Origin of the sequence: Brevundimonas sp. KM4 (genome assembly GCF_000964075.1) — a bacterium.
Taxonomy (GTDB): domain Bacteria; phylum Pseudomonadota; class Alphaproteobacteria; order Caulobacterales; family Caulobacteraceae; genus Brevundimonas; species Brevundimonas huaxiensis.
In genome coordinates, this window is record NZ_JZRG01000008.1 from 72,143 (window position 1) to 94,804 (window position 22,662).

The following is a 22,662-nucleotide window of genomic DNA, read 5'->3' on the forward strand; positions in this document are numbered from 1 at the left end:
GTTAGGTCGAAAACTTTCCTCACAATCTGATCTGTTTCGTACGGCGATCGGGCCATTGGGCGCCGGCGTTCCGCGCTCTGGTGTCGCTTTGACGCACCCGGCTCCTGTCCGTAGATCAAAGCGAACCTTGGCCAACTTTGAGCGTTGGCAAAGTGATCACTCGCGATCCAGGAGAGACGCCCCGCCTCGATGTCCATCAGCTTCCTTCTTGTCGTCATCCTGGTCTTGCCGTTTCTTGGCGCCATCGTCGCGTCCGGCTTGCCGCGTCACGCACGCACCTCGGCCGCCATTCTGTCGTGGGTCGTGTCCTTGGTCAGCCTTGGATGTCTGGCCGCGCTATGGCCGATGTTCCAGGACGGTGAGACGCTGCGCTACGAAATCCCGTGGCTGCCGTCGCTGGGCGTCAATCTGGTGCTGCGACTGGATGGACTGTCGTGGCTGTTCAGCGCCCTGATCTTGGGGATCGGCGCCTTGGTGGTGCTGTATGCCCGCTATTACATGTCGCCGAAGGATCCGGTGCCGCGGTTCTTCTCCTTCCTGCTGGCCTTCATGGGCGCGATGCAGGGCGTGGTGCTGTCGGGCAATCTGATTCAGCTGGTGGTCTTCTGGGAGCTAACTAGCCTCTTTTCCTTCCTGTTGATCGGCTACTGGCACCAGAACCCCGCCGCGCGCGAAGGGTCGCGCATGGCGCTGACGGTGACGGCCACGGGCGGCATCGCCCTGCTGGTCGGCATGATCTTGATCGGGCGAATCGTCGGCAGCTACGACCTCGACGTCGTCCTGGCGTCACGAGAGGCGACCCAGACCAGCCCGCTTTATCTGCCGGCGCTGATCCTGCTGCTGCTCGGCGCGATGACCAAGAGCGCGCAGTTTCCGTTCCACTTCTGGCTGCCCCGCGCCATGGCCGCCCCGACCCCGGTCAGCGCCTATCTACACTCCGCCACAATGGTGAAGGCGGGCATATTCCTGCTGATCCGCTTCTGGCCCGTCCTGGCGGGGTCCGAGAGCTGGTATCTGATCGTCGGCGGCATGGGCCTGGCGACGCTGCTGCTCGGCGCGTGGTGCGCCATCTTCCAGCATGATCTCAAAGGCCTGCTGGCCTATTCGACGATCAGCCATCTGGGCCTGATCGTGCTGCTGTTGGGATTGGGCAGTCCGCTGGCCTGTATCGCGGCCATTTTCCACACGGTGAACCACGCCACCTTCAAGGCGTCGCTCTTTATGGCCGCCGGCATCATCGACCATGAGGCCGGCACGCGGGACATGCGCAAACTCAGCGGTCTGTTCCGCTTCATGCCCTTTACGGCGACCCTGGCCATGGTGGCCGCAGCCGCAATGGCGGGCGTGCCGCTGCTGAACGGTTTCCTATCCAAGGAAATGTTCCTGGCCGAGGCGGTGGCCAGCGCCCATACGCACGGCCTGAACATGCTGCTGCCCGCCTTGGCCACCTTGGCCAGCGCCTTCAGCGTTCTGTATTCCCTGCGTTTTATCCACGCGACCTTCTTCGGCCCGGCTCCGACCGAGCTGGATCGCATCCCGCACGAGCCGCCCGCCTGGATGCGTCGCCCCGTCGAGGTGCTGGTCGCCCTGTGCCTGGTCGTCGGCATCTTCCCGGCTGTGACGGTGGGGCCGTTCCTGAAGAGCGCCGCCGTTTCGGTGCTGGGCTTTGACCTGCCCTACTACAGTCTGGCCCTGTGGCACGGGTTCAACCTGCCGCTGGTGCTCAGCCTCGTCGCGCTGGCGGGCGGCGTGGGTCTCTATGTCGTCTTCGGCAAACGCATCAACGCCAACCCGCGCGGCGGACCGTGGGGCTGGAAGCGCCTGAACGGCGGCTGGTTGTTCGAGCGAACCATGACCGGCCTGTTCAAGGGATCGGAGGCGATGGTTCGCCTGTTCGGGGCGACACGACAACAGCCACAGCTGCGGGCCATCGTCCTGGTCGCCCTGCTGGCGGGCGGGCTGGCGGCGATCGGCGCGGGATTTGTGATCCGCCCGATCATGCCGACATTCACCCTGTCCAACTGGGCCTTCGCAGGTCTTTGGCTGGTCGGCGCCAGTTGTGCCGTCGCAGCGGTATGGCAGGCGAAATATCACCGGCTGGCGGCCGTGGTTCTGATGGGCGGCGCTGGTCTGGCGAGCTGCCTGTCCTTCGTCTGGCTGTCGGCGCCGGATCTGGCCGTGACTCAGTTGCTGGTCGAGGTCGTGACCACCGTCCTGCTGCTGCTGGGCCTGCGCTGGCTGCCCAAACGGCTGGAGACCATTCGCCTGCCACAGGCCATGGAGAAGCGGTCTCGCCGCCGTCGCCGTATCGACCTGATCATCGCCGCCGCCGCTGGCGCATCCTTGGCGGCCATTTCCTACGCCATCATGACGCGCCCATCGATCGAGGGGATTTCGCGCTTCTTCGTCGAGCACGCCTATAAGGACGCAGGCGGGCGCAACATCGTCAACGTTATCCTGGTCGACTTCCGCGCATTCGACACCTTCGGCGAGATCACGGTTCTGGGCATTGTCGGCCTGACGATCTTCGCCCTGCTGCGCCGCTTCCGCCCCGCCGACGACACCCTGTCCAATCCCAGTCAGCAGAGCGTGCAGGACGCTTCCGACCGCGATCATGAGACGCGATCGGAGGGCGATACGCTGAAGGAGACCATGCTGATCCCCCGCGTGGTGATGCGCTGGATTTTCCCCTTCATCATCCTGCTCGCCGTTCACCTGTTCCTGCGCGGGCATGACCTGCCGGGCGGCGGTTTCGCGGCGGGCGTGGCCCTGTCGATCGCCTTCATCCTTCAGTATATGGCCTCGGGCGCGCGGTGGGTCGAAGAGCGGCTGGCGATCCGGCCCATCGTCTGGATCGGGGCCGGCTTGGTGATCGCCGCCCTCAGCGGGATCGGCTCATGGCTCTTCGGCTATCCCTTCCTGACCTCCTGGTTCCAGTATGCCGACCTGCCGATCCTGGGCCGCGTGCCGCTGGCCAGCGCCGTGCTGTTCGATTTGGGCGTCGTTGTTCTGGTCGTGGGCGCCACGGTCCTGACCCTGGTCGCCCTGGCGCACCAGTCGCTGCGCAAGCCCAAGCAAAGAGACGCCGAAGAAGGAGAGCCGTCATGATGGAGCTGGTTCTCGCCCTCGCCATCGGCGTGCTGTCGGCCTCCGGCGTCTGGTTGCTGCTGCGCCCGCGCACCTTCCAGGTGATCATGGGGCTGTCGCTGCTGTCCTATGCGGTCAACATCTTCATCTTCGCCATGGGACGGCTGAGATCGGGCGCGCCGCCGGTGCTGGCGGGCGAGGTCGCCGATCCCGCGCGCTACACCGACCCGACGCCGCAGGCGCTGGTCCTCACCGCGATCGTCATCAGCTTCGCCCTGACGGCGCTGTTCCTGGTCGTCATCTTGGCGGCACGTGGCATTACCGGCAGCGATCATGTCGATGGCAAGGAGCCGGATGCATGATCAACTGGGACGCCCATCTGATCATCGGCCCCATCGTCCTGCCGATGGTTATCGCCTCCGCCATGCTGTTGCTGGACGAGCGTCGTCGAACGCTGAAGGCGGTGCTCAGCTTGAGCGCAATGGCCGCCATTCTGGTCATGGCCCTGGTTCTGCTGCACGAGAGCGCAAACGGCGCCGTGGGCGGCGGCGATACTGCGCGCGTCTATCGCCTGGGATCGTGGGCTGCGCCCTACGGCATTGTCCTGGTGGCCGACCGTCTGTCGACGATGATGGTCGCGCTGACCAGCGTTCTGGGTGGATGCGCCCTGATCTTCGCCCTGGCGCGATGGGACAGAGCGGGACCGCGCTTCCACGCTCTGTTCCTGCTTCTGATCATGGGCGTGAACGGCGCCCTGCTGACCGGCGACCTGTTCAACCTGTTCGTCTTTTTCGAAATCATGCTGGCCGCCTCATACGGACTGGCGCTGCATGGGTCGGGCGAGGCGCGGGTGCGGGCGGGCGTGATCTATATCGCCGTCAATCTGACCGCATCCCTGCTGTTCCTGATCGGCGTCAGCCTGGTCTACGGGGTGACCGGTACGCTGAACATGGCGGATGTTGCGACGCGGGTTGCGACGGTCTCAGCGGATGACCTGGGACTGTTCCATATCGGAGCGGCGGTGCTGGGCACGGCCTTCCTGATAAAGTGCGCCATGTGGCCCTTGGGCTTCTGGCTGACGCCGACCTATTCGGCGGCCACCGCGCCGGCGGCGGCGGTCTTCGCCATCCTGTCCAAGGTCGGGGTCTATGTCGTCATCCGCCTCAGTCTGCTGCTGTTCGGCGCGGACGCTGGCGCCTCCTCCGGATTTGGCCTGACCTGGCTGTTCGTCGGCGGACTGGCGACCATAGGGTTCGGCACATTCGGCCTGATCGCCTCTCGCGATCTGTCGCGCGCCGCCGGGTTCGGCGTGATGATTTCTTCCGGCACCGTTCTGGCCAGCCTGGGCGTCGGCGACGCGGCGACCCTCAGCGGCGCGCTCTTTTACCTGATCGGCTCCACCCTGGCCTGCGCAGCCCTGTTTCTGCTGGCCGAGATCCTCCAGCGCGGGCGTGAAGCTGATGTCGGCGAGGCGCGCGCTGTTTTCGATGACGAATATCGTGATCCGTTCGACGACGAAGAGCGTAACGAGCCGGGCCTGGTCATCCCGGCGGCCGTCGCGGCCTTGGGCGGCGCCTTTCTGATCTGCACCCTGATGGTCGCCGGCCTGCCGCCCTTGGCCGGCTTCGTTGGAAAACTGTCGATGATCAGCGCCCTGGTGGGCGTTGGCGATGCGGCGGCCTGGACGCTGGTCGCTGTGCTTTCCGTGTCCAGCCTCGGCGCCTTAATCGGGCTGACCCGCCTTGGCGTCGGCGCGATTTGGACGCGCGACGAAGACGCGCCGGCTTTCGTGGTGGGGGCGGCTGAGTTGACGGCGGTCGCAGCCCTGCTTGGCGCGTGCGTGTTCTTGGCCATCTTCGCTGGCTCCGCCCTGATCTACACCGACCACACGGCGGCCTGGCTGGCTGAACCGCAAGGCTACATTCATGCGGTATTGGGCGGAGGCGGTCGATGAGACGCGTCCTTCCCTACCCCATCCTTTCACTCGGCCTGTTCGTCGCCTCAATCCTGCTCAGCGCCTCGGTCGCGCCGCCGTCCCTGGCGCTCGCGGTGCTGCTGGCCCTGCTGGCGCCGATCATCATGCTGGCGTTGGGCGTGGATCGGGTGCGAGTGAAGTCGCCGACGGCGATAATGCGCCTCGCCATCGACGTCGTGGGCGACATCGTGCGCTCCAACTGGGCAGTGTCGCACATCATTCTGGGGCGGCGACGGCATGAGCGCACATCCGGCTTCATCCACATCCCGCTGGACCTGCGCGATCGATATGGTCTGGCGGTACTGGCCATCATCATCACCTCGACGCCCGGCACCCTGTGGGTCGAGTACGAAGCCGCGACCGGCCGTCTGCTGCTGCACGTGCTGGATCTGGTGGATGAAGAAACCTGGGTGCGGCTGATCAAGGATCGCTACGAACGTCGGCTGATGGAGATTTTCGAATGACGGCGGCGGTGCTGACCTGGGGCCTGGGTCTGGCCCAGCTGATGCTGATCTGCGCCATGGGCCTGGCGGCATGGCGGATCATTCACGGTCCGCGCGCCCAGGATCGCGTCCTGGGCATGGACACCCTCTATCTGAACGGCATGCTGCTGGTGGTGGTGTTCGGTATCCGCACCAACAGCCAGCTTTATTTCGAGGCCGCCCTGGTGATCGGCATGTTGGGCTTCGCCGCAACCGTGGCTTTGGCAAAATTCCTGATGCGCGGCGAGGTGATCGAATGACCGAGGCTGACGTTCCCGCATGGGCCGCCATCCTCGTCGTCGCCCTGGTGGTCATCGGATCGACCCTCTCGCTGCTGGGCGCGGTTGGGCTGGTTCGGCTGAAGACCTTCTATGAGCGCGTCCATGCTCCGACGCTCGGGGCCACGCTCGGCATGGCGCTGGTCCTGCTGGCGTCGATCGTTTGGTTCACGACCGTCGAGCGGCGTTTCATGCCCCGCGAAATCCTGATCGGCCTTTTCCTGACGGTCACAACGCCGGTCACCCTGATCCTGCTGGCCCGCGCCGCCCTGTTCCGCGATCGCACCGAGGGCGCCGAAGACACGCCGAGAAAGGGCTGATCGGCCGGCGAAAAAAGAAGCCCGGCGGGGGCGCCGGGCTGCAAGCAGGTTCGGTGATGGTGTCCCTGAGGACGACCCCATTCCTTAACCGAAATGGTTTCCAGATCGTTAAGCGCCCTTCAGTCCGGCAGCCATGTCGTCTGACGCCCCGCTGGATCGACAGGCCAAGTGATCCGCCAGCCTGCCCCCGCCCGCTCGACGATGAAGCTGCCAGCCGCGCCCACGCCCGGATAGTCGAAGCGCTTGCCATTCACCGTGATCGTCGCCGCACCCGACTGTCCGATGACGGCCCGCCAGCGGCCGCGCCCGATCGCTGTCGGCGACATATCTGCGCCGTTGATATTGACCGAGGGAGCCGCCCCATTTGTTCGACCCGACGCCATCAAAGTCGCGCCGTCCGAATCCACCGCATCCAGCCCTTCGCCGCCATCGAGGCGAACCGTCGGCTGGCCAGCGGCAATCAGGGCGACGGGACCGGCCCCGCCCTGGATCACCACCAGGGTCTCGGGCGAGACGGCGGCGTCCTCGCCCACCTGCACCTCGGGCGTGAAGCGCACATCGCCGCTCAGAGGCGGCAGCCGCAGTTCGAAACGCCCCGCGCCGTCCGCCGTCGTCGCCACGGCCGCAGTATCCGGCGCACGCAGCACGACACGCGCATTGGGCCCCGCCCCGCCGCGCAGCACCAGGACGCCGCCGTCGCGCGACACGCCATCGATTTGGGGCGGGCGAACCCAGGGCGAGGCCTCGTCGGCCCCCGTCGGCCCCGCCACGCCGCCCTGCTGATCGGAACAGGCTGCGGCAGCCAGGACCGCGACACACGCGACCATCATCCGACGTTTCATCCTGCGCCTCTACGATATAGGACTGGCGACCCAGCGGCTCGAGCCTGTGTTAGCTTGAGCGCCGTCGGTTTGGCCATGGCCAGGCCGCCTATTCGTTTTCTTCGAGGCTCCATGTCCCTGCCCCCCGTTTCGTTCCTGCCGTTCGACGGCTCTTCCGTCTGCCTGTTCTGCGGCGCCTCCGAGACCGCCGATCCCTCCTATACCGAGGCGGCCTACGCCTTCGGCAAGGCGGCGGCTGAGGCCGGCTGGCGGCTGGTCTATGGCGGCGGAGGCGTGGGTCTGATGGGAGCCTCCGCGCGTGGCGCGCATGAGGCGGGCGGCCGGGTCGTCGGCATCATGCCGGCCTTCCTGCGCAGCCGCGAACGCCTGTTCGACGAGGTCGAAACCGTCGTCGTCACCTCGATGCACGAGCGCAAACAGCTGATGTACGACCAATCCGACGCCTTCGTGGTCGCGCCCGGCGGCATCGGCACCCTGGAAGAGGTCGTGGAGCTGCTGTCCTGGAAGCGGCTGGACCTGCACCACAAGCCGGTCGTCTTCCTGAACCTGAACGGCTTCTGGAACGGCTTCTTCGATCTGATGAAGCACAGCGTCGCAGAAGGAATGACGCCGCCGTCGTTTTTGGACGCCTGGACCGTCGCCGAAACCGTCGAAGAGGCGATGGCGCAGGTTCAGGCCGGCGGCGATGCGCCGCAATTGAAACATGATCATCGATAAGTGATCATCGCTCATAATCCGCTGCGCGCGTCTTGACAGTTTTTATCGAAAACTGACATGGGAGCGCAGCGGCATGACGCCGTTCTTCATTTCGGAGAGTTTTCAATGCGCGCTCTGCTGATCGCCGCCGCCCTGTTCGCCGCCGCCCCTGCGGTCGCCCAAGCCCCCGCCGCCACCAGCCTGACGCTGGCCGACGCCGCCAAGGCGCCCGCACGCGCCACCATTATCGACGGCGCACGTTGGTCCTGCGAAGGCGCGACCTGCACCGCTGCAGGCGGCACGGAACAGCCCGCGACGCGCGCCTGCCGCCGCGTGGTTCAGAAGTTCGGTCCCGTGACCGCCTTCTCGTACAAGGGCGTCGCCCTGAGCGCTGACGAACTGGCTGTCTGCAACGCCTAAAATGCGTGAGGCGGCTTAGGCCGCCTCGCCTCTTAGCCGCCGCTGGATGGTTTCACGACCGATCAGCGGCGCCATGGCCGCCATGTCCGGCCCGTGCTGCTGGCCCGTCAGCGCCAGACGCAGCGGCATGAACAGCGCCTTGCCCTTCGCGCCCGTTTCGGCCTTGACGGCCGAGGTCCACGCCGACCAGGCGTTCTCGTCGATCACTTCCGGCAGCAAACGCAGCGCCGTTTCGATGAAGACCGTATCTTCGATAACGGGTTGGATCGGACCGCGGACGATCTGCGCCATGTCCGCGACGTCGGCGAACTTTGTCAGATTGCCCCGCACCGTATTCCAGAAGGCTTCGCCCAGATCGGCGCCGAGAGCCTGAAGACGCGGCTGCGCCGTCGCATAATCCATGACGTGCAGCGCCTGGGCGTTCAGCCGGTCCAGATCCGCCGTATCGTAACGCGCCGGCGAACGGCCCATCTTGGAGAAGGCGAAGCTCTGACCCAGAGCCTCGACCGAGGCGCCGACTTCCAGCGGATCGGAGGTCCCGATCCGGCCGAGGCGGCTGGTGATGGCGATCGGCTCATAGCCTTGGTCGCGCATGTCGCTGATCGACAGCGATCCCAGGCGTTTGGACAGGGCCGCGCCGTCGGCGCCCACCAGCAACGGCATGTGGGCGAACCCCGGAACCGTCGCGCCCAGCGCTTCGAAGATCTCGATCTGCGCGCCAGTGTTGGTGACGTGATCCTCGCCCCGGATGATGTGGGTGATGGCCATGTCGATGTCATCGACGACCGACGGCAGGGTGTAGAGGAACAGGCCGTCCTCGCGGATCAGCACCGGGTCCGACATCGAGGCGGTGTCCACCTCCGCATGACCGCGCGCCAGGTCTTCCCAGGCGACGCGCTTGCCATCCAGCTTGAAGCGCCAATGGGGACGGCGCCCTTCGGCTTCGTATGCGGCCTTCTGCTCTTCGGTCAGTTCCAGCGCCGCGCGGTCATAGATCGGCGGAAGGCCGCGCGACAGTTGCACCTTGCGCCGACGGTCGAGCTCGTCGGCGGTCTCATAGGCGGGATAAAGCCGCCCCGACGCCTTCAGCCTGGCGGCCGCTTCTTCGTAGCGATCAAACCGTTTGGACTGGTTGTAACGCTCGTCCCACGGCATCCCCAGCCAGGTCAGGTCGTCTTCGATTCCCTGTTCGAACTCGGGCGTGGAGCGCGCCAGGTCGGTATCGTCGATGCGCAGGACGAACGATCCACCCTGCCCCTTGGCGAACATCCAGTTCACCAAGGCGGTACGGACATTGCCGACGTGCAGCTTACCCGTGGGCGACGGGGCGAAACGAACCTTGACGGACATGGATAGACGACCTCGAAAGCGAGGCGGCTAGGTCGCCCCGCAACCCGGCGAAGTCAAGGCGCGGAAGGCTTAAACCTCAGTCGTCGCGGTGAACGCGTTCGCGGCGTTCGTGGCGCTCCTGGGCTTCGACCGACAGTGTCGCCGTCGGACGGGCTTCCAGACGACCCAGGCTGATGGGTTCGCCCGTGTCCTCGCAGTAGCCGTAGGAGCCGTCCTCGATCCGGCGCAGCGCGTCGTCGATCTTGGAGATCAATTTGCGTTGGCGGTCGCGGGTGCGCAACTCCAGCGCGCGATCGGATTCCGAAGACGCCCGGTCCACCAGATCGGGGTGGTTTTCGGTCTCGGCTTTAAGATTGACGACCGTGCCCTTGGACTCGCGAAGGATCTCATCCTTCCAAGCCAGCAGCTTCTTCTTGAAATAGGCTTGCTGCCGTTCGTTCATGAACGGCTCGCTGTCAGACGGCCGATACGGGCCGGTTTCGTCGGACACAACGGACGCCAAGGCGCTCATCGATCTCACGCTCTCTAACACGCCCCCCTGTGGCGTAGATGGCCGTATAGTCAGCCCGTCGAGTCGCGGCAACGCGGTTCTCGATTCCGTGATGAAAATAGGGCGACTAACCGCCTGACAGTGGCAAAAGTCACTCACTGCCGAAGCTTAGCCGCCTGATGTCAGACGATTATTTCGGATCAGGGGCGGTTGCGGCGCATTTCCGCCTTCGCCAGTTCGACTGAAGCGCGCAGGTCGATCTGATCCAGCAGGGCGCCCAAATCCTTGTCGTCATAGTCGGCGCGCTCCTCGCGCAGGCTCCGCGCCAGTCGGTCCAGAGCCCCCTCGTCGGCGTCGCCGTTCAGCAGGGCCAGCTTGATTTCGTCGAGGCGATCCAGAAGACCGCTGCCGCGCCGGATCGCGCGACGACGCTTTTCCAGAGGTCCCTCGACCCCTTGAAGGGCCATCAGGGCCGAGACGTCAGAGACCCCGGCCGTTGCCGCGCTGGCAGTCGCTGCAGCGGGCGCGGACGCAGCGGCAGTCTGCCCCAGCGAAAAGCCGCTGGCGGATCGCGTCGGACGTGTGCTGGCAGGCGTGCTGACGCCGTTGGGGCCGACAACCTTCATGTGCAGGTGCTCCGCGTCATGAAACCATGGATGACGGGCGGCGATGACTGTTTGGTTAACGCCCCGGCAAATCCTGCCGCTGCTCTGCGCGTCAAAGTCCGAACGACATTGAATTCACGTCGTTAATTCGGCGGCATGATCTTCGCACAGACGGCGTCGTAACGTTGCGTGGACGCCTGACCGATGCAAAATCTGCTTGCCCGCCTGATCGCCTCCGTCGCCGCGACGCTCGTCGTCGCCGACGGCGCGACCTCGGCGCTGGCCCAGTCGCAATCACGCATCAAGGACATCGCCGCCGTTGAGGGCGTGCGCGGCAACCAGTTGGTCGGCTACGGCATGGTCATGGGGCTGAACGGGACGGGCGATTCCTTACGCAACTGCCCCTTCACCCGCCAGTCGCTGGAAGGCATGACCGAGCGGCTGGGCGTCAATATTCGCGGGGCCAACGCCAACACCAAGAATATGGCCGCCGTCATGGTCACGGCCGACCTGCCGGCCTTCGCCACGCCCGGCTCGCGCATCGACGTGTCGGTGGCCTCAATGTGCGACGCCAAGAGCTTGCTGGGCGGTTCGCTGGTCGTCACCAGCCTGCAAGGCGCGGACGGTCAGGTCTATGCGGTGGCGCAAGGCTCGGTCCAGACCGGCGCCGTCTCGGCGTCGGGCGGTTCGGGGTCGTCGGTGACGCGCGGCGTGCCGACCGCCGGCCGCATCGCCTCGGGCGCCCTGGTCGAGCGCGAGACCGGCTTCCAGATGGCCAATATGAACGAGGTGCGCCTGAACCTGCGCAACCCCGACTTCACCACCGCCCAGCGCGTCGCCGCCGTCGTCAACGCCACCTATCCAGGTTCGGCCCTGGCCGAGAACGGCACCGTCGTATCCCTGCGCGCGCCCGGCGAACTGGGCATGGCGGGCTTCATAAGCCGGATCGAGAATCTGGCCGTCAGCGTTGATACGCCCGCCAAGGTCATCATCGACGAGGTCAACGGCGTCATCGTCATGGGCGACGCCGTGCGCATCTCTCGCGTCGCCATCGCCCAGGGCAACCTGACCATATCGGTGGACGAGCAGCCGCAGGTCAGTCAGCCGGCGCCCTTCAGCCGGGGCCAGACCGCCGTCGTCCCCTCGACCCAGGTCAACGTCGAAGAGGATCTGGGCACCCAGATGCGACTGGTCGGCGGCGGCGCCAACCTGTCCACCCTGGTCAACGGCCTGAACGCCCTGGGCGTCAGCCCACGCGACATGATCAGCATCCTGCAGGCCATCAAGGCCGCCGGCGCCCTGCAGGCCGACATCGAGGTGATGTGAGTATGCCCGACCTGACCGTCTCCGCCGATCTGCTGCGCCCCGCCGCGGCCGCGCCCACGGCGGCTAACCGAGACAAGATCGCGGAAACCGCCAAGGCCTTCGAGGCCACCTTCATCTCGCAAATGCTGAAGCCGATGTTCGAAGGCCTATCGACCGACGGCCTGTTCGGCGGCGGCCAAGGCGAGGCGACATGGCGCAGCTTCATGCTGGACGAAATGGCCAAGTCCACCGTGAAGGCCGGCGGCATCGGCCTGAGCAACACCGTCATGGCCGAAATGCTGAAGATGCAGGAGGGCCGGCCATGAGCGACACCGAACTGGCCCAGGCGCGCGTTCGTCAGCTGACGACCCTGACCTTGCGTCTCACCGAGCGACTGAAGGCCGAAACAGCCGCTTTCGCCGATGGCCGTCCTCAGGATGTGGCGGCCGGTCTATCGGAAACCCAGGAGATGGCCAATCTCTACCGTCGCGATTCCGCCCATGTGAAGGCCAATCCGGCGCTGCTGAGCGGCGCTCCGCTCGAAGATCGAAAGACCTTGATCGACGCCACGCGTGAGTTCGACGCGGCCCTGACGCGACACAGCCGCGCCGTCGATGCCGCGCGCCAGATCTCCGAGGGTCTGGTCCGCGCCATCGCAGCGGAGGTCACCGCCGCCCGCACCCCCGCCTCCGCCTATGCCTCCGACGGCCGCGCCTCGCTGGGCGACGGACGCGCTGTGGCCCTCAATCGGACGGCCTGAACCGGACACCCCTTCATCGTTCGCCGATCACGGTTCGCGTCCTAAGGATCATTGCCTATTTTTTAAGCGACTGTGTGCCAGCATGGCCTCATGACGCTGACCACCCGCCTCCTAGGCCTGGCCTTCGCTTCTGCCGACACGCTGGTGGAGGTGGATCCGAAGGGCGTGGTCTCGTTTGCGATCGGCGCGGGCGCCGTGGCCGGCGAGGACGCAGGCGCGACCTGGACGGGCCGTCCTCTGCTCGACTTGCTGCACGACGGCGCCTCCACCCTGACAGCCCTGCAAGGCATGAAGGCCGGCGTGCGCATTCCGGCGACGTCGATCCTTGTGGCGGCAGGTCCCGACCGCGTGCGCCGCGCCTCGTTCCGCGCCTTCGTCCTGCCGCAGATGGCGCCGGCCGTCTCCTGCGCCATCTCCTACGAAGGCCCGGCCTTTGCGCTGGAGCATCTGGAAACACGCCCGCTTCTGGAACCGGAGGATTTCCTGGCCGACGCCGGGCGTGTGCTGGAGTCCAATCCCGACTTGGCCCTGTCCTTCCTCGATATCACGGGGTTGGAGAATGTCACCGGCGAAGCCGCCGATCGTCTGAACCGCCGCATCGAGGCCACGCTTCAGTCCGCCGCCGTCGAGGGATCGAGCGCGTCGCAGGTCACCGGCGTCCGCTATGCCCTTCTCCGCCCCGCCAACGACCGTCGCGACATCGCCGCCGAAATCGTGGAAGCCGGTCGCGCCGAAGGCCTGTCGCTGGGTGCGGAGGCGTTCAGCTCGCCCGTGCCGCCGGGATCGGATTCCCTGTGCGTGCTGCGCGCCATGCGGTTCGCCATCGAAGGCTGCCTGAAGGGCGACGGCCTCGCCAATCCGCAGATCGCCTTCGCAGACTCCCTGAAGCGCACCTTCCGCGACGCCGAGACCTTCCGCAGTCTGGTCAAATCACGCGAGTTCCAGGTCCACTATCAGCCCATCGTCCATCTGGATTCCCGAGCCGTCCATCACTTCGAGGCCCTGACCCGATTCAGCGGCAACAGCGGTCCTGCCGAAGCCATTCGCATGGCCGAGGAGCTGGACATGATCGAGTCATTCGATCTCGCCGTGGCGGAGAAGGTGCTGAAGCGGATGCGCCAGCCCGGCGCCGGCCTGCTGAAGATGGCGATCAATGTCTCGGGCGCCTCGCTGGGCGACGACACCTATGTCGAGCAGTTGCTGCGCATGACCGCTGGCGCGCCCGAAGAACGTCGTCGCCTGATGGTCGAGGTGACCGAAACCTCCGCCGTCGCAGACATCGAAGCCGCCGACCGTCGCCTGGCTGCGCTGCGCGAAGCCGGCATCAAGGTCTGCATCGACGATTTCGGCGCGGGAGCCGCCGCCTTCGACTATCTGCGCAAACTGTCGGTGGACTCGGTCAAGATCGACGGGGCCATCGTTCGCGATATCCAGACCGACCAACGCTCCAAGGCTATGCTGCACAGCATCGTCGAAATGTGCCGTTCGATGAGGCTGGAAACCATCGCCGAGATGATCGAAACCGACGGCGTCGCCGCAGAACTCAAGGCGGCGGGCGTCGAATACGGCCAAGGCTGGCTGTTCGGCCGCGCCGAAGCCGAGCCGCGCACCCAACTGTCCAGCCCGTCGATGGTCCGTCGCAAGGGCGCCGTCGAGGCCTGGGGCTGACCGACCTCAGAGCTGGACCGTGCGCGTGATCTTCAGCGCCGCCAGGAAATCCACGTCGTGGCTCACCACGATCAAGGCGCCGTCATAGGCGTTCAGCGCCTCTTCGACCGCCGCGATGGCGTCCAGGTCGAGGTGGTTCGTCGGCTCGTCCAGAACCAGCAACTGCGGCGGCGTCGCGCCTGTCATGACGCAGGCCAGGCCCGCCCTCAGCCGCTCTCCGCCCGAAAGTTCGCCGACCCGGCGCTGCGCCGCCGTATTGCGAAACAGGAACCGCGCCAGCGCCGCCTGTGCGTCATTGACCGAGCCTTTCGGGTTCAACCGTCGCCACGCCTCCACCAGCGTTTCGTCCGGGCTCAGGATCTTGACCTCCTGATCCAGCAGCACCGCCCGCACAGGCCGCTCGACGCGCCCTGTCGTCGGTTGCAGATCGCCGGTGATCAGCCGCAACAGGGTCGTCTTGCCCGCGCCGTTCGGCCCCGTGATCGCGACCCGTTCCGGCCCGACCAGCCTCAAATCAATCGGCCCGACGATCGCCCGCCCCACAGCTGTCGCCCAGCCTGCCTGGTCCAATGTGAGCACCGCCCGTCCCGCTGGCAGGCCGGTCGTCGGCATCGGGATCGCCAGCGTCCGCGTCCGCTCCACGCGCGCCTGGGCTGAGGCCAAGGCATCCTTCGCGGCTTCGGCCTGTCGTTCGGCCAACAACCGGCCGCGCCCGCCCGTGTTTTCAGCGCGCTCGGCCCGTGCGCCCAGCAGGATTTTCGGCATGTCCCCCTTGGCGGCCTTGCGGCGGCCGGCGGCGTCGCGGCGTGACTGGGCCTCCGCGCGCTGCTGAGCCTCGCCGCCGACACGGGCGAGGTCTCGCTGGGCTTCGGCCAGATACCGCGTCGCCGCCTCGCGCTCCACCGCCTTTTGCTCGACATAGGCGTCATAGCCGCCGCCGTAGCTGGCGACGCCCAGGCTCGAAACCTCAAGAATTCGGTCCATGCGGCGCAACAGGTTGCGATCATGGCTGACCACCACGACCCCGCCGCCCCAACGCGCGATGACATCGGCGACCAGCGCCCGCGCTTGGGCATCCAGATGATTGGTCGGCTCATCCAGCAGGATCAGATCGGGCCGGCACAGCCTCAATCCCGCAAGGCGCAACCGCGTCTGCTCGCCCCCGCTGAGACTGGACGTCGGGCGTTCGTAGTCCAGGTCCGGCAGCCCGACGTCGCGCAAGGCCTCGTCCAGACGCGTCTCCAGCGTCCAATCCGCCTCGGCCAGATCGTCAGCTGTTCCCTGCCCCGCCAAAACCCGCGCCAAAACAGCCAGCGACGCTCCGACGCCCAGGGTTTGAGCGACGGTTTCATCTGGTGTCGGCTCATAGCGCTGGTCCAGCACGCCGATCGTGCCGGTTCGCGCGACAGCCCCTTCGGCCGGCGCGGCTTCGCCCGAGATCAGGCGCAGCAGCGTGGTCTTGCCCGCGCCATTTCGACCGACGACACCGGTGCGCTCAGGCCCGAACGTCAGGCTCAGATTGTCGAAGAGTGTGGCGCCGTCGGGTGTCCTAGCGGCGACCTTGTCGAGTGTCGCGAGTGCGGACGGGAACGCGTTTCTGCTTGGGCTGATTGGCATTGAGGATCACGAGCAGCATGGCGGACAGGGCGGAACCGGTGGCCAATGCGATGATCATGATCGTCATACCTTCTGCAAAGCGCGTCAGAACAAGGAGGATGGGTCGTAATCCCGCAATGCGCAAGTCTGGCGTCGAACACGGCCGCGTGAGAAGCTTGGCGTTAAGGAGACCACCATGAAGACCGCTATCACCCTCGCCGTCGTCTCCGTCCTCGCTTGCGCCGCCTGCGCCACCGCGCCGAACGCGCCGCCATCACCGCCAAACTACAGCGCCGTGCCGACCCAGGCGCCGACGCCCAACGCGCGGCTCTATGCCGCCTGCCTGCATCAGGCCGCTGCGGCCGACGCCTATCGCCGCGCGGACAACGGGGACGGCGCGGAATATATTCTGTTCACCTGCACGGGTGCGCCGGCCGCCGCCTTTGCTACGGCCTTGATCCCGTGGAGCGAGAAGATCGGATCGACATTCCAGCGTGAAGGCCGCACGTTCCGCTCGACCGCAAAGGTCGAGGCCGACCTGTACCGCGTCGATTCCTGCTCGACCGATGCGACGGGTGGTGACGCCATCTGCATCCTGTCGTTCAACGCCGGCGACTTCCTCGACCAATAGGTTGGCGGCGGCTAGACCTGCCGTCATGCAAAGCCGTTTCCGCATCGAAGACCCCGCCGGCGCCGCCGCGCGGCGCGAGGTCGCCGTCCAGCGCCTGCGGGACCAGACAGGCATAGACGAGGCCATGATCGACGCCCTTGTCGAAGGCTTTTACGCCCGCGTCCGCGACGATGCCCTGATCGGCCCGATCTTCGCGGACCGGATCACCGACTGGGCGCCGCATCTGGCGCAGATGAAGCTGTTCTGGTCGTCGGTCGCCCTGTCCACCGGCGTCTATCAGGGCCGGCCGATGCCGAAACACCTGCCCCTTCCCATAGATTCGCGGCATTTCGATCGCTGGCTTGAGCTGTTCGCCGAAACCGCGCGCACCCTGTGTCCATCCGTCGCCGCCGACCACTTCGTCGAACGCGCCCGCCGCATCGCCGAAAGCCTGGAATTAGGCGTCGCCAACGCCAGAGGCGTGCTTCTGGCCAAGGGCGAGCGTTTCGTGCGGCCCACACAGGCGTGGACGCCGGAATGATGCGCCGGCTGCAATGTTCCTACATTGTTCTTGCTTCAATCCCGCAATTCGTCCCCATATAGCGATGTCGCGCCGGACCCGCCGGCCCTCCTCCGCGTTCTCCGGACAGCATGACCGAAAAGCATAACTTCATCCGCGTTCGCGGCGCCCGCGAGCACAACCTCAAGGGTGTGGATCTCGACATTCCGCGTGAGCAGCTGGTGGTGATGACCGGCCTGTCGGGGTCGGGCAAGTCCTCGCTGGCGTTCGACACCATCTACGCCGAGGGCCAGCGGCGCTACGTCGAGAGCCTGTCGGCCTATGCCCGCCAGTTCCTGGAGCTGATGGGCAAGCCGGACGTGGACCTGATCGAAGGCTTGTCCCCGGCCATCTCCATCGAACAAAAGACCACCTCCAAGAACCCGCGCTCGACCGTCGGCACGGTGACGGAAATCCACGACTATATGCGTCTGCTGTGGGCGCGGGTCGGCGTGCCCTATTCGCCGGCGACCGGCCTGCCCATCGAGAGCCAGACCGTCAGCCAGATGGTCGACAAGCTGGTCGCCCTGCCCGATGGCGAGCGCATCCTGCTGCTCGCCCCTGTCGTTCGCGGCCGTAAGGGCGAGTACAAGAAGGAAATCGCCGAGTGGCAGCGACAGGGCTTCCAGCGGCTGAAGATCGACGGCCAGTTCTATCCGATCGACGAAGCGCCCACGCTGGACAAGAAGTTCAAGCACGACATCGACATCGTCGTGGACCGGATCGTCACCAAACCGGATCAGGAAGCGCGCTACGCCGACAGCCTGCAGACGGCGCTGGGTCTGGCCGACGGCATCGCCAACGCCGAATGGGCCTCGACGGCGGAAGGCGAGACGGCGCCGCGCTCCATCCTGTTTTCCGAACGGTTCGCCTGCCCAGTGTCGGGTTTCACGATCAGCGAGATCGAGCCGCGGCTGTTCTCGTTCAACAACCCCTTCGGCGCCTGCCCGGTCTGCGACGGCCTGGGGGTCAAGCTGGCGTTCGACGCCGATCTGGTGATCCCGGACCGCGACAAGACCCTGCACAAGGGCGCCGTGGCGCCATGGGCGCGTGGGCCGTCGCCGCTCTACACCCAAACCTTGCAGTCGCTGAGCCTCCACTACGGCTTCTCGATGGACAAGCCATGGCGCGACCTGCCCGCCCAGGCGCACAAGGCCATCCTGCACGGCACGGGGTCCGAGAAGATCAAGTTCGTCTATGACGACAACGCCCGCAAATACGAGGTCTCCAAGCCGTTCGAGGGGGTGCTGCCGAACCTGGAGCGCCGCTGGCGCGAGACCGACAGCGCCTGGGTGCGCGAGGAACTGGCCCGCTATCAGTCCGAGACGCCCTGCGACGCCTGCCACGGCAAGCGGCTGAAGCCCGAAGCCCTGGCGGTCAAGGTCGGCGGCGAGGACATCGCCGACATCTCCACCCTGTCGATCTCCAAGGCCTATCTGTGGTTCTCGACCCTGGAAGAGAATCTGACCGAAAAGCAGATGGAGATCGCCCGGCGCATCCTGAAGGAAATCTGCGACCGGCTGCGGTTCCTGAACAACGTCGGCCTGGACTATCTGAACCTGTCCCGGTCCTCCGGCACCCTGTCGGGCGGCGAGAGCCAGCGTATCCGCCTGGCGTCGCAGATCGGCTCTGGTCTGACCGGCGTCCTCTATGTGCTGGACGAGCCGTCCATCGGCCTGCACCAGCGCGACAACACCCGCCTGCTGGAAAGCCTGAAGGGCCTGCGCGACCTCGGCAACTCGGTTCTCGTGGTCGAGCATGATGAAGAAGCCATCCTGACCGCGGACTACGTCATCGACATGGGCCCCGCCGCCGGGGTTCACGGGGGACAGGTGTGCGCCGAGGGTACGCCGGCCCAGGTCATGGCCAACCCCAAGTCCCTGACCGGCAAATACCTGACTGGCGAGCGTGAGATCGAAATCCCCGCCGAGGGCCGTCGCCCCATCAACCGCAAGCGGATGCTGAAAATCAGCGGCGCCAGCGGCAACAATCTGAAGAGCGTCACCGGCGAAATCCCGGTCGGCGTCTTCACCTGCATCACCGGCGTCTCGGGCGGCGGCAAGTCCACCTTCACCATCGAAACCCTGTACAAGGCCGCCGCGCGTCGGCTGAACAATGCATCGGAGGCCCCTGCCCCCTTCGACCTGATCGAAGGCCTGGAGCATTTCGACAAGGTCATCGACATCGACCAGTCGCCCATCGGCCGCACCCCGCGCTCGAACCCCGCGACCTACACCGGCGCCTTTGGCCCCATCCGCGACTGGTACGCCGGCCTGCCTGAATCCAAGGCGCGCGGCTACGGCCCCGGCCGGTTTAGCTTCAACGTCAAGGGCGGTCGCTGCGAGGCCTGCCAGGGCGACGGCGTCATCAAGATCGAGATGCACTTCCTGCCGGACGTCTATGTCACCTGCGACGTCTGCAAGGGCAAACGCTACAACCGCGAGACGCTGGAGATCGTGTTCAAGGGCAAGTCCATTTCGGACGTGCTGGACATGACGGTCGAGGAGGCCGCCAGCTTCTTCAAGGCCGTGCCGCCGATCCGCGACAAGATGCTGACGCTGGAACGCGTGGGCCTAGGTTACGTCAAGGTCGGCCAGCCGGCGACCACCCTGTCGGGCGGCGAGGCCCAACGGGTCAAACTGTCCAAGGAGCTGTCCAAGCGCGCCACCGGGCGCACCCTCTACATCCTAGACGAGCCGACCACCGGCCTGCACTTCGAGGACACGCGCAAGCTGCTGGAGGTTCTTCAGGAACTGGTCGAGGCCGGAAACACGATCGTAGTCATCGAGCACAACCTCGATGTCATCAAGGTCGCCGACTATCTGCTCGACTTCGGCCCTGAGGGCGGCGACGGCGGCGGCGAGATCGTCGCGGTCGGCACGCCCGAACAGGTTGCAGACAACAAGGCCAGCTGGACCGGCAAATACCTCAAGGAGGTGCTGGATCGGCACGAGGACCGCCGCAAGGCGCGCGTGGCGGCCTTGGGCGGGTCTGTCGATGCTCCGGCCAAGAAGAAAAGGGTGAAGGCGTCGGCTTGAGCCGACGCCACTTTTTCCTTAGCGCGGCTTCAGCGCCGCCCAGGCCGCTGCGAACGGGGCATATAGGACCGCGAGTTGCAGCGCGGCCAGGAAGGCGTTGACGATCGACGACACCAGGATCGCAGGCCAGGCCTGTATCAGGATTTGACCCAATCCCTCGCCGTCGGAGCGCGCCAGCGTCTGGATGCCGCCGGTGGCGAGATCGGCCGCTGCGCCGATGATCATGCCCAGGATGCTGACGATCAGGGACATGATGATGGCGATCACGGCCATGCCCAGCAGCGACCAGAAATGTCCTTTGGTGGCGGCGAACGATTCCACGATGGTGATCTTGCGGCGATCGATCGTCATCGGCACCGCAAGGCTGAACTTTATCGCCAGCCATACGATCAGGGCGAAGACGGCGAAGATCAGCAGCACGCCGGCCAAAATCAGCAGCGCCTGACCTGACGCCGCGCCGAAACCGATGGCCGCGCCGACCACCATCATACCGACGCCAGACGCCAGACCGACAGCCAGGCTGACGATCAGGCTGACCGCAAGAACACGGACCTCATCCATACCGAGCCGCAGATAGCCCCACGACGACTCGTCCGGCCGCAAGACCGAGCGCGCCACCGCCGCGCTCAGCACCGCGCCGACCAACAGGCCGATGGGCGCGGCCCAGATCAGGGCTCCGGCGTAGGTCTGACCCAGGGCCTGAAACTCCGCCATCGACGGGTTGGCCGACTGTTCCAGCGCTTCGCCTGCCGCCATCAGGCTGGCCCACTTGTCGGCGCCCAGGCCGAACATGGCGACATAGACGGACAGATAGACCAGGCCCCAGGCGACCGCGACAATCGGATGCCGACGGACGACCCGGAAGCCTTCGAAGGCCGCGTCGGTGGCGGAAAAACTCATGACAACTCCGGGGGCAGATTCGCGGCGCACCCTAGCGCATCCGCAAGCCTACGTCCCGCACCGCCGCCGGACCGGCATCACGCGTTTGATCGCCTCAGTTTGCGGAGGCGATCGTCCAGTCCGCGATCTGGGTGTTGATGTCGCGCGTCGCCGTGTCGAAGGCTGCGACGATGGCGGACACGCGGTTGTCGCCCGCAGGTTGGGTCACGGTGAACACCCGCTCGACCGAGCGGCCTTCCTCGGGACGAATGGTCCCGCCGCCAGCGCGCCGTTCCGGGGTGGAGCGGAGCTGCGCCCGTGCGGTCACGACAACATCCGGCACAGCGCCCGGCGCGGCGTAACGCGCCTCGAACGTCGTGACCGTGACCTGCAGGATCAGCGGCGGCGTACCCGGCTCACGGCGACCCAGCACACGAATGCGATCGGCGCGGTTGGCGAAGGCAGCCTTCAGGCTGTCGTCGAACAGGGTCGAGGCCGGCGAGACCCAGCGTGCGCCGCCGATATAGGCCGTCTCCAGACCCGTCACGCCCAGGATCTTGTCGTCGCCGGTCGCATCAGGGAACTCGATACGGCGGATGGATACCGTAAGGGGCGCAGGCGTGTCGCCCACCACCGACGGCGCAGCCATTGGCAGGCCGAACCGATAGTTCTGCACCGGATCCGGCGAGGACAGCAGGGCGCATCCGCTCAGCGCGGTCAGGACAGCGGCGGACGCCGCCAGTCGAAGGACAGGACGAAGGATCACGGCTGCACCTCCAGCTCTTTGGATTTGGGACGACCGATGAAGTCGCGCGGGCTGGCGCGGACGTCGTCGATCAGGGATTGCAGAGACCGGGTGGCGTCCTGCAGTTCTTCGATCGTGCCGGTCAGTTGCGGCAGGCTGGTCGTCGCGAAGTCACCCAGCGGACGCTCCAGACCCGTGATCGAACGGTTGGCCGAGGCGATCGCCGTGCGGGCCTCCGCCGTCGCCGAGTTGATGTTGGCGATGGCCTGGCGACCATCCGTATTGATGATCTGACGCGTGTCGACGGCCAGGGCCTGGTATTCCTTCACCGCCGCGTTGGCGTTGGTCACGGCCTCTTCCAGCTGCTGGAAGATGGCCTTGCGGGCTTCCAGTTCGGTCGTCAGGGCTTCGACGTTCTTCACGCTGGTGGAGAAGCTGCGGATATTGTCGTCGGACATGACGCGGTTGATCCGGTTCAGCGCATCCACGGTCTGCGCCAGCACCGTGCCCGAACCACTCAGCAGTTCAGCGATCGGCGACGGCTGGCTTTGCAGCACGGGCACGACATTGTCCGGATACTGATCCTTCAGCAGGGCGCTGTTGGGCGAGCCGGCGGTGATCTGGATGTAGTTCAGGCCGGTGATGCCTTGCGGCTCCAGCTGCGCGCGCGAGGTCACGCGCACTGGCGTCGTGCCGTCCACGCGGACACGGGCGATAACCTGATCGCCGCGCTTGGTGTCGATGTTCAGGTCGGTGACCTCGCCGACGCGGATGCCGTTGAAATGCACCTCGCCACCTTCGGACAGGCCGTTCACCGGCCCGTAGAAGACGATGTCGTACATGTCGTAGTCGCTGTTGAACTGCAGCCGGGCCAGCCAGATTGTGAACACCGCCAGGGCCGCCAGAAGGGCGACGGTGGCGATGCCGACGGCGGCGTAATGTGCGTCTCTTTCCATG

General features: G+C 66.0%; 23 protein-coding genes. 15 read left to right on the forward strand and 8 right to left on the reverse strand.

What is annotated here, in order from left to right:
- Positions 1–189 precede the first annotated feature (189 nt).
- Genes VH88_RS04640 through mnhG form a run of 6 tightly spaced genes read left to right on the forward strand, consistent with a single transcriptional unit; the run spans position 190 to position 6,142 of the window.
- Positions 190–3,108 (forward strand): monovalent cation/H+ antiporter subunit A, encoded by a 2,919-nt coding sequence (locus tag VH88_RS04640; RefSeq protein ID WP_045810219.1) that lies wholly within the window; start codon positions 190–192, stop codon positions 3,106–3,108.
- Positions 3,108–3,449 (forward strand): Na+/H+ antiporter subunit C, encoded by a 342-nt coding sequence (locus VH88_RS04645; protein WP_039246479.1) that lies wholly within the window; start codon positions 3,108–3,110, stop codon positions 3,447–3,449. The genes VH88_RS04640 and VH88_RS04645 overlap by 1 nt, the downstream gene beginning before the upstream one ends.
- The gene (locus tag VH88_RS04650) at positions 3,446–5,041 is read left to right on the forward strand and encodes a monovalent cation/H+ antiporter subunit D (RefSeq protein ID WP_045810220.1); all 1,596 of its coding nucleotides are present in this window, start codon (positions 3,446–3,448) and stop codon (positions 5,039–5,041) included. Before VH88_RS04645 ends, VH88_RS04650 begins: the two co-directional genes overlap by 4 nt.
- The gene (locus tag VH88_RS04655) at positions 5,038–5,526 is read left to right on the forward strand and encodes a Na+/H+ antiporter subunit E (RefSeq protein ID WP_045810221.1); all 489 of its coding nucleotides are present in this window, start codon (positions 5,038–5,040) and stop codon (positions 5,524–5,526) included. The genes VH88_RS04650 and VH88_RS04655 overlap by 4 nt, the downstream gene beginning before the upstream one ends.
- On the forward strand, positions 5,523–5,804 hold the full coding sequence (locus tag VH88_RS04660) for a K+/H+ antiporter subunit F (RefSeq protein WP_045810222.1): 282 nt from the start codon (positions 5,523–5,525) through the stop codon (positions 5,802–5,804). Before VH88_RS04655 ends, VH88_RS04660 begins: the two co-directional genes overlap by 4 nt.
- A complete protein-coding gene (gene mnhG, locus VH88_RS04665) occupies positions 5,801–6,142 on the forward strand; it encodes a monovalent cation/H(+) antiporter subunit G (RefSeq protein ID WP_045810223.1) in 342 nt (113 codons plus the stop codon). The genes VH88_RS04660 and mnhG overlap by 4 nt, the downstream gene beginning before the upstream one ends.
- Before the next feature lie 119 nt (positions 6,143–6,261).
- Here the strand turns inward: mnhG and VH88_RS04670 are convergent, their stop codons facing one another.
- Positions 6,262–6,984 carry a hypothetical protein gene (locus tag VH88_RS04670; RefSeq protein WP_197070994.1) on the reverse strand — a complete coding sequence of 241 codons (723 nt, stop codon included), beginning with the start codon at positions 6,982–6,984 and terminating at the stop codon, positions 6,262–6,264.
- A gap of 111 nt (positions 6,985–7,095) precedes the next feature.
- Between VH88_RS04670 and VH88_RS04675 the strand changes: the two genes are divergently transcribed.
- Both VH88_RS04675 and VH88_RS04680 read left to right on the forward strand, forming a co-directional pair.
- A complete protein-coding gene (locus VH88_RS04675; RefSeq protein ID WP_039246470.1) occupies positions 7,096–7,701 on the forward strand; it encodes a TIGR00730 family Rossman fold protein in 606 nt (201 codons plus the stop codon).
- 105 nt (positions 7,702–7,806) lie between these two features.
- Positions 7,807–8,100, forward strand: coding sequence for a hypothetical protein (locus VH88_RS04680; protein WP_017504618.1), 294 nt, complete (start codon positions 7,807–7,809; stop codon positions 8,098–8,100).
- Between the two features lie 15 nt (positions 8,101–8,115).
- On the opposite strand, the gene gltX is transcribed toward VH88_RS04680, so the two are convergent.
- The 3 genes from gltX to VH88_RS04695 all read right to left on the reverse strand — a co-directional run bounded on the left by gltX (position 8,116) and on the right by VH88_RS04695 (position 10,566).
- On the reverse strand, positions 8,116–9,450 hold the full coding sequence (gltX, locus tag VH88_RS04685; RefSeq protein WP_045810225.1) for a glutamate--tRNA ligase: 1,335 nt from the start codon (positions 9,448–9,450) through the stop codon (positions 8,116–8,118).
- A 76-nt stretch (positions 9,451–9,526) separates the two neighbouring features.
- On the reverse strand, positions 9,527–9,961 hold the full coding sequence (gene dksA, locus VH88_RS04690; RefSeq protein ID WP_017504616.1) for an RNA polymerase-binding protein DksA: 435 nt from the start codon (positions 9,959–9,961) through the stop codon (positions 9,527–9,529).
- A gap of 179 nt (positions 9,962–10,140) precedes the next feature.
- Positions 10,141–10,566: a flagellar assembly protein FliX gene (locus VH88_RS04695; RefSeq protein ID WP_045810226.1), complete on the reverse strand. Its 426-nt coding sequence runs from the start codon at positions 10,564–10,566 to the stop codon at positions 10,141–10,143.
- Between the two features lie 183 nt (positions 10,567–10,749).
- On the opposite strand from VH88_RS04695, the gene VH88_RS04700 reads away from it, so the two are divergent.
- The 4 genes from VH88_RS04700 to VH88_RS04715 all read left to right on the forward strand — a co-directional run bounded on the left by VH88_RS04700 (position 10,750) and on the right by VH88_RS04715 (position 14,278).
- Positions 10,750–11,871: a flagellar basal body P-ring protein FlgI gene (locus VH88_RS04700; protein WP_156146754.1), complete on the forward strand. Its 1,122-nt coding sequence runs from the start codon at positions 10,750–10,752 to the stop codon at positions 11,869–11,871.
- A 2-nt stretch (positions 11,872–11,873) separates the two neighbouring features.
- The gene (locus VH88_RS04705) at positions 11,874–12,176 is read left to right on the forward strand and encodes a rod-binding protein (RefSeq protein ID WP_045810227.1); all 303 of its coding nucleotides are present in this window, start codon (positions 11,874–11,876) and stop codon (positions 12,174–12,176) included.
- On the forward strand, positions 12,173–12,610 hold the full coding sequence (locus VH88_RS04710; RefSeq protein ID WP_045810228.1) for a hypothetical protein: 438 nt from the start codon (positions 12,173–12,175) through the stop codon (positions 12,608–12,610). The genes VH88_RS04705 and VH88_RS04710 overlap by 4 nt, the downstream gene beginning before the upstream one ends.
- Positions 12,611–12,700: 90 nt before the next feature.
- Positions 12,701–14,278 carry an EAL domain-containing protein gene (locus VH88_RS04715; protein WP_045810229.1) on the forward strand — a complete coding sequence of 526 codons (1,578 nt, stop codon included), beginning with the start codon at positions 12,701–12,703 and terminating at the stop codon, positions 14,276–14,278.
- A gap of 6 nt (positions 14,279–14,284) precedes the next feature.
- Here VH88_RS04715 and VH88_RS04720 read toward each other — a convergent pair whose 3' ends face one another.
- Complete coding sequence (locus VH88_RS04720) at positions 14,285–15,895, reverse strand: ABC-F family ATP-binding cassette domain-containing protein (RefSeq protein WP_045810230.1); 1,611 nt, start codon at positions 15,893–15,895, stop codon at positions 14,285–14,287.
- A 175-nt stretch (positions 15,896–16,070) separates the two neighbouring features.
- Here VH88_RS04720 and VH88_RS04725 point away from each other — a divergent pair, with 175 nt between their 5' ends.
- The 3 genes from VH88_RS04725 (at position 16,071) to uvrA (ending at position 20,081) form a co-directional block, all read left to right on the forward strand.
- On the forward strand, positions 16,071–16,505 hold the full coding sequence (locus VH88_RS04725; protein ID WP_045810231.1) for a hypothetical protein: 435 nt from the start codon (positions 16,071–16,073) through the stop codon (positions 16,503–16,505).
- Positions 16,506–16,530: 25 nt separating this feature from the next.
- Entirely contained in the window at positions 16,531–17,025 is a 495-nt protein-coding gene (locus tag VH88_RS04730) for a group III truncated hemoglobin (RefSeq protein ID WP_197070995.1), read from the forward strand.
- A 110-nt stretch (positions 17,026–17,135) separates the two neighbouring features.
- Positions 17,136–20,081 carry an excinuclease ABC subunit UvrA gene (gene uvrA, locus VH88_RS04735; RefSeq protein ID WP_045810232.1) on the forward strand — a complete coding sequence of 982 codons (2,946 nt, stop codon included), beginning with the start codon at positions 17,136–17,138 and terminating at the stop codon, positions 20,079–20,081.
- Between the two features lie 18 nt (positions 20,082–20,099).
- Here uvrA and VH88_RS04740 read toward each other — a convergent pair whose 3' ends face one another.
- From VH88_RS04740 to VH88_RS04750, 3 genes are all read right to left on the reverse strand, one after another.
- Positions 20,100–20,981 carry a hypothetical protein gene (locus VH88_RS04740; protein ID WP_045810233.1) on the reverse strand — a complete coding sequence of 294 codons (882 nt, stop codon included), beginning with the start codon at positions 20,979–20,981 and terminating at the stop codon, positions 20,100–20,102.
- A 94-nt stretch (positions 20,982–21,075) separates the two neighbouring features.
- Positions 21,076–21,726 carry an ABC-type transport auxiliary lipoprotein family protein gene (locus tag VH88_RS04745; RefSeq protein ID WP_039246449.1) on the reverse strand — a complete coding sequence of 217 codons (651 nt, stop codon included), beginning with the start codon at positions 21,724–21,726 and terminating at the stop codon, positions 21,076–21,078.
- Positions 21,723–22,661, reverse strand: coding sequence for an MlaD family protein (locus tag VH88_RS04750; RefSeq protein WP_045810234.1), 939 nt, complete (start codon positions 22,659–22,661; stop codon positions 21,723–21,725). The genes VH88_RS04745 and VH88_RS04750 overlap by 4 nt, the downstream gene beginning before the upstream one ends.
- Position 22,662 lies beyond the last annotated feature (1 nt).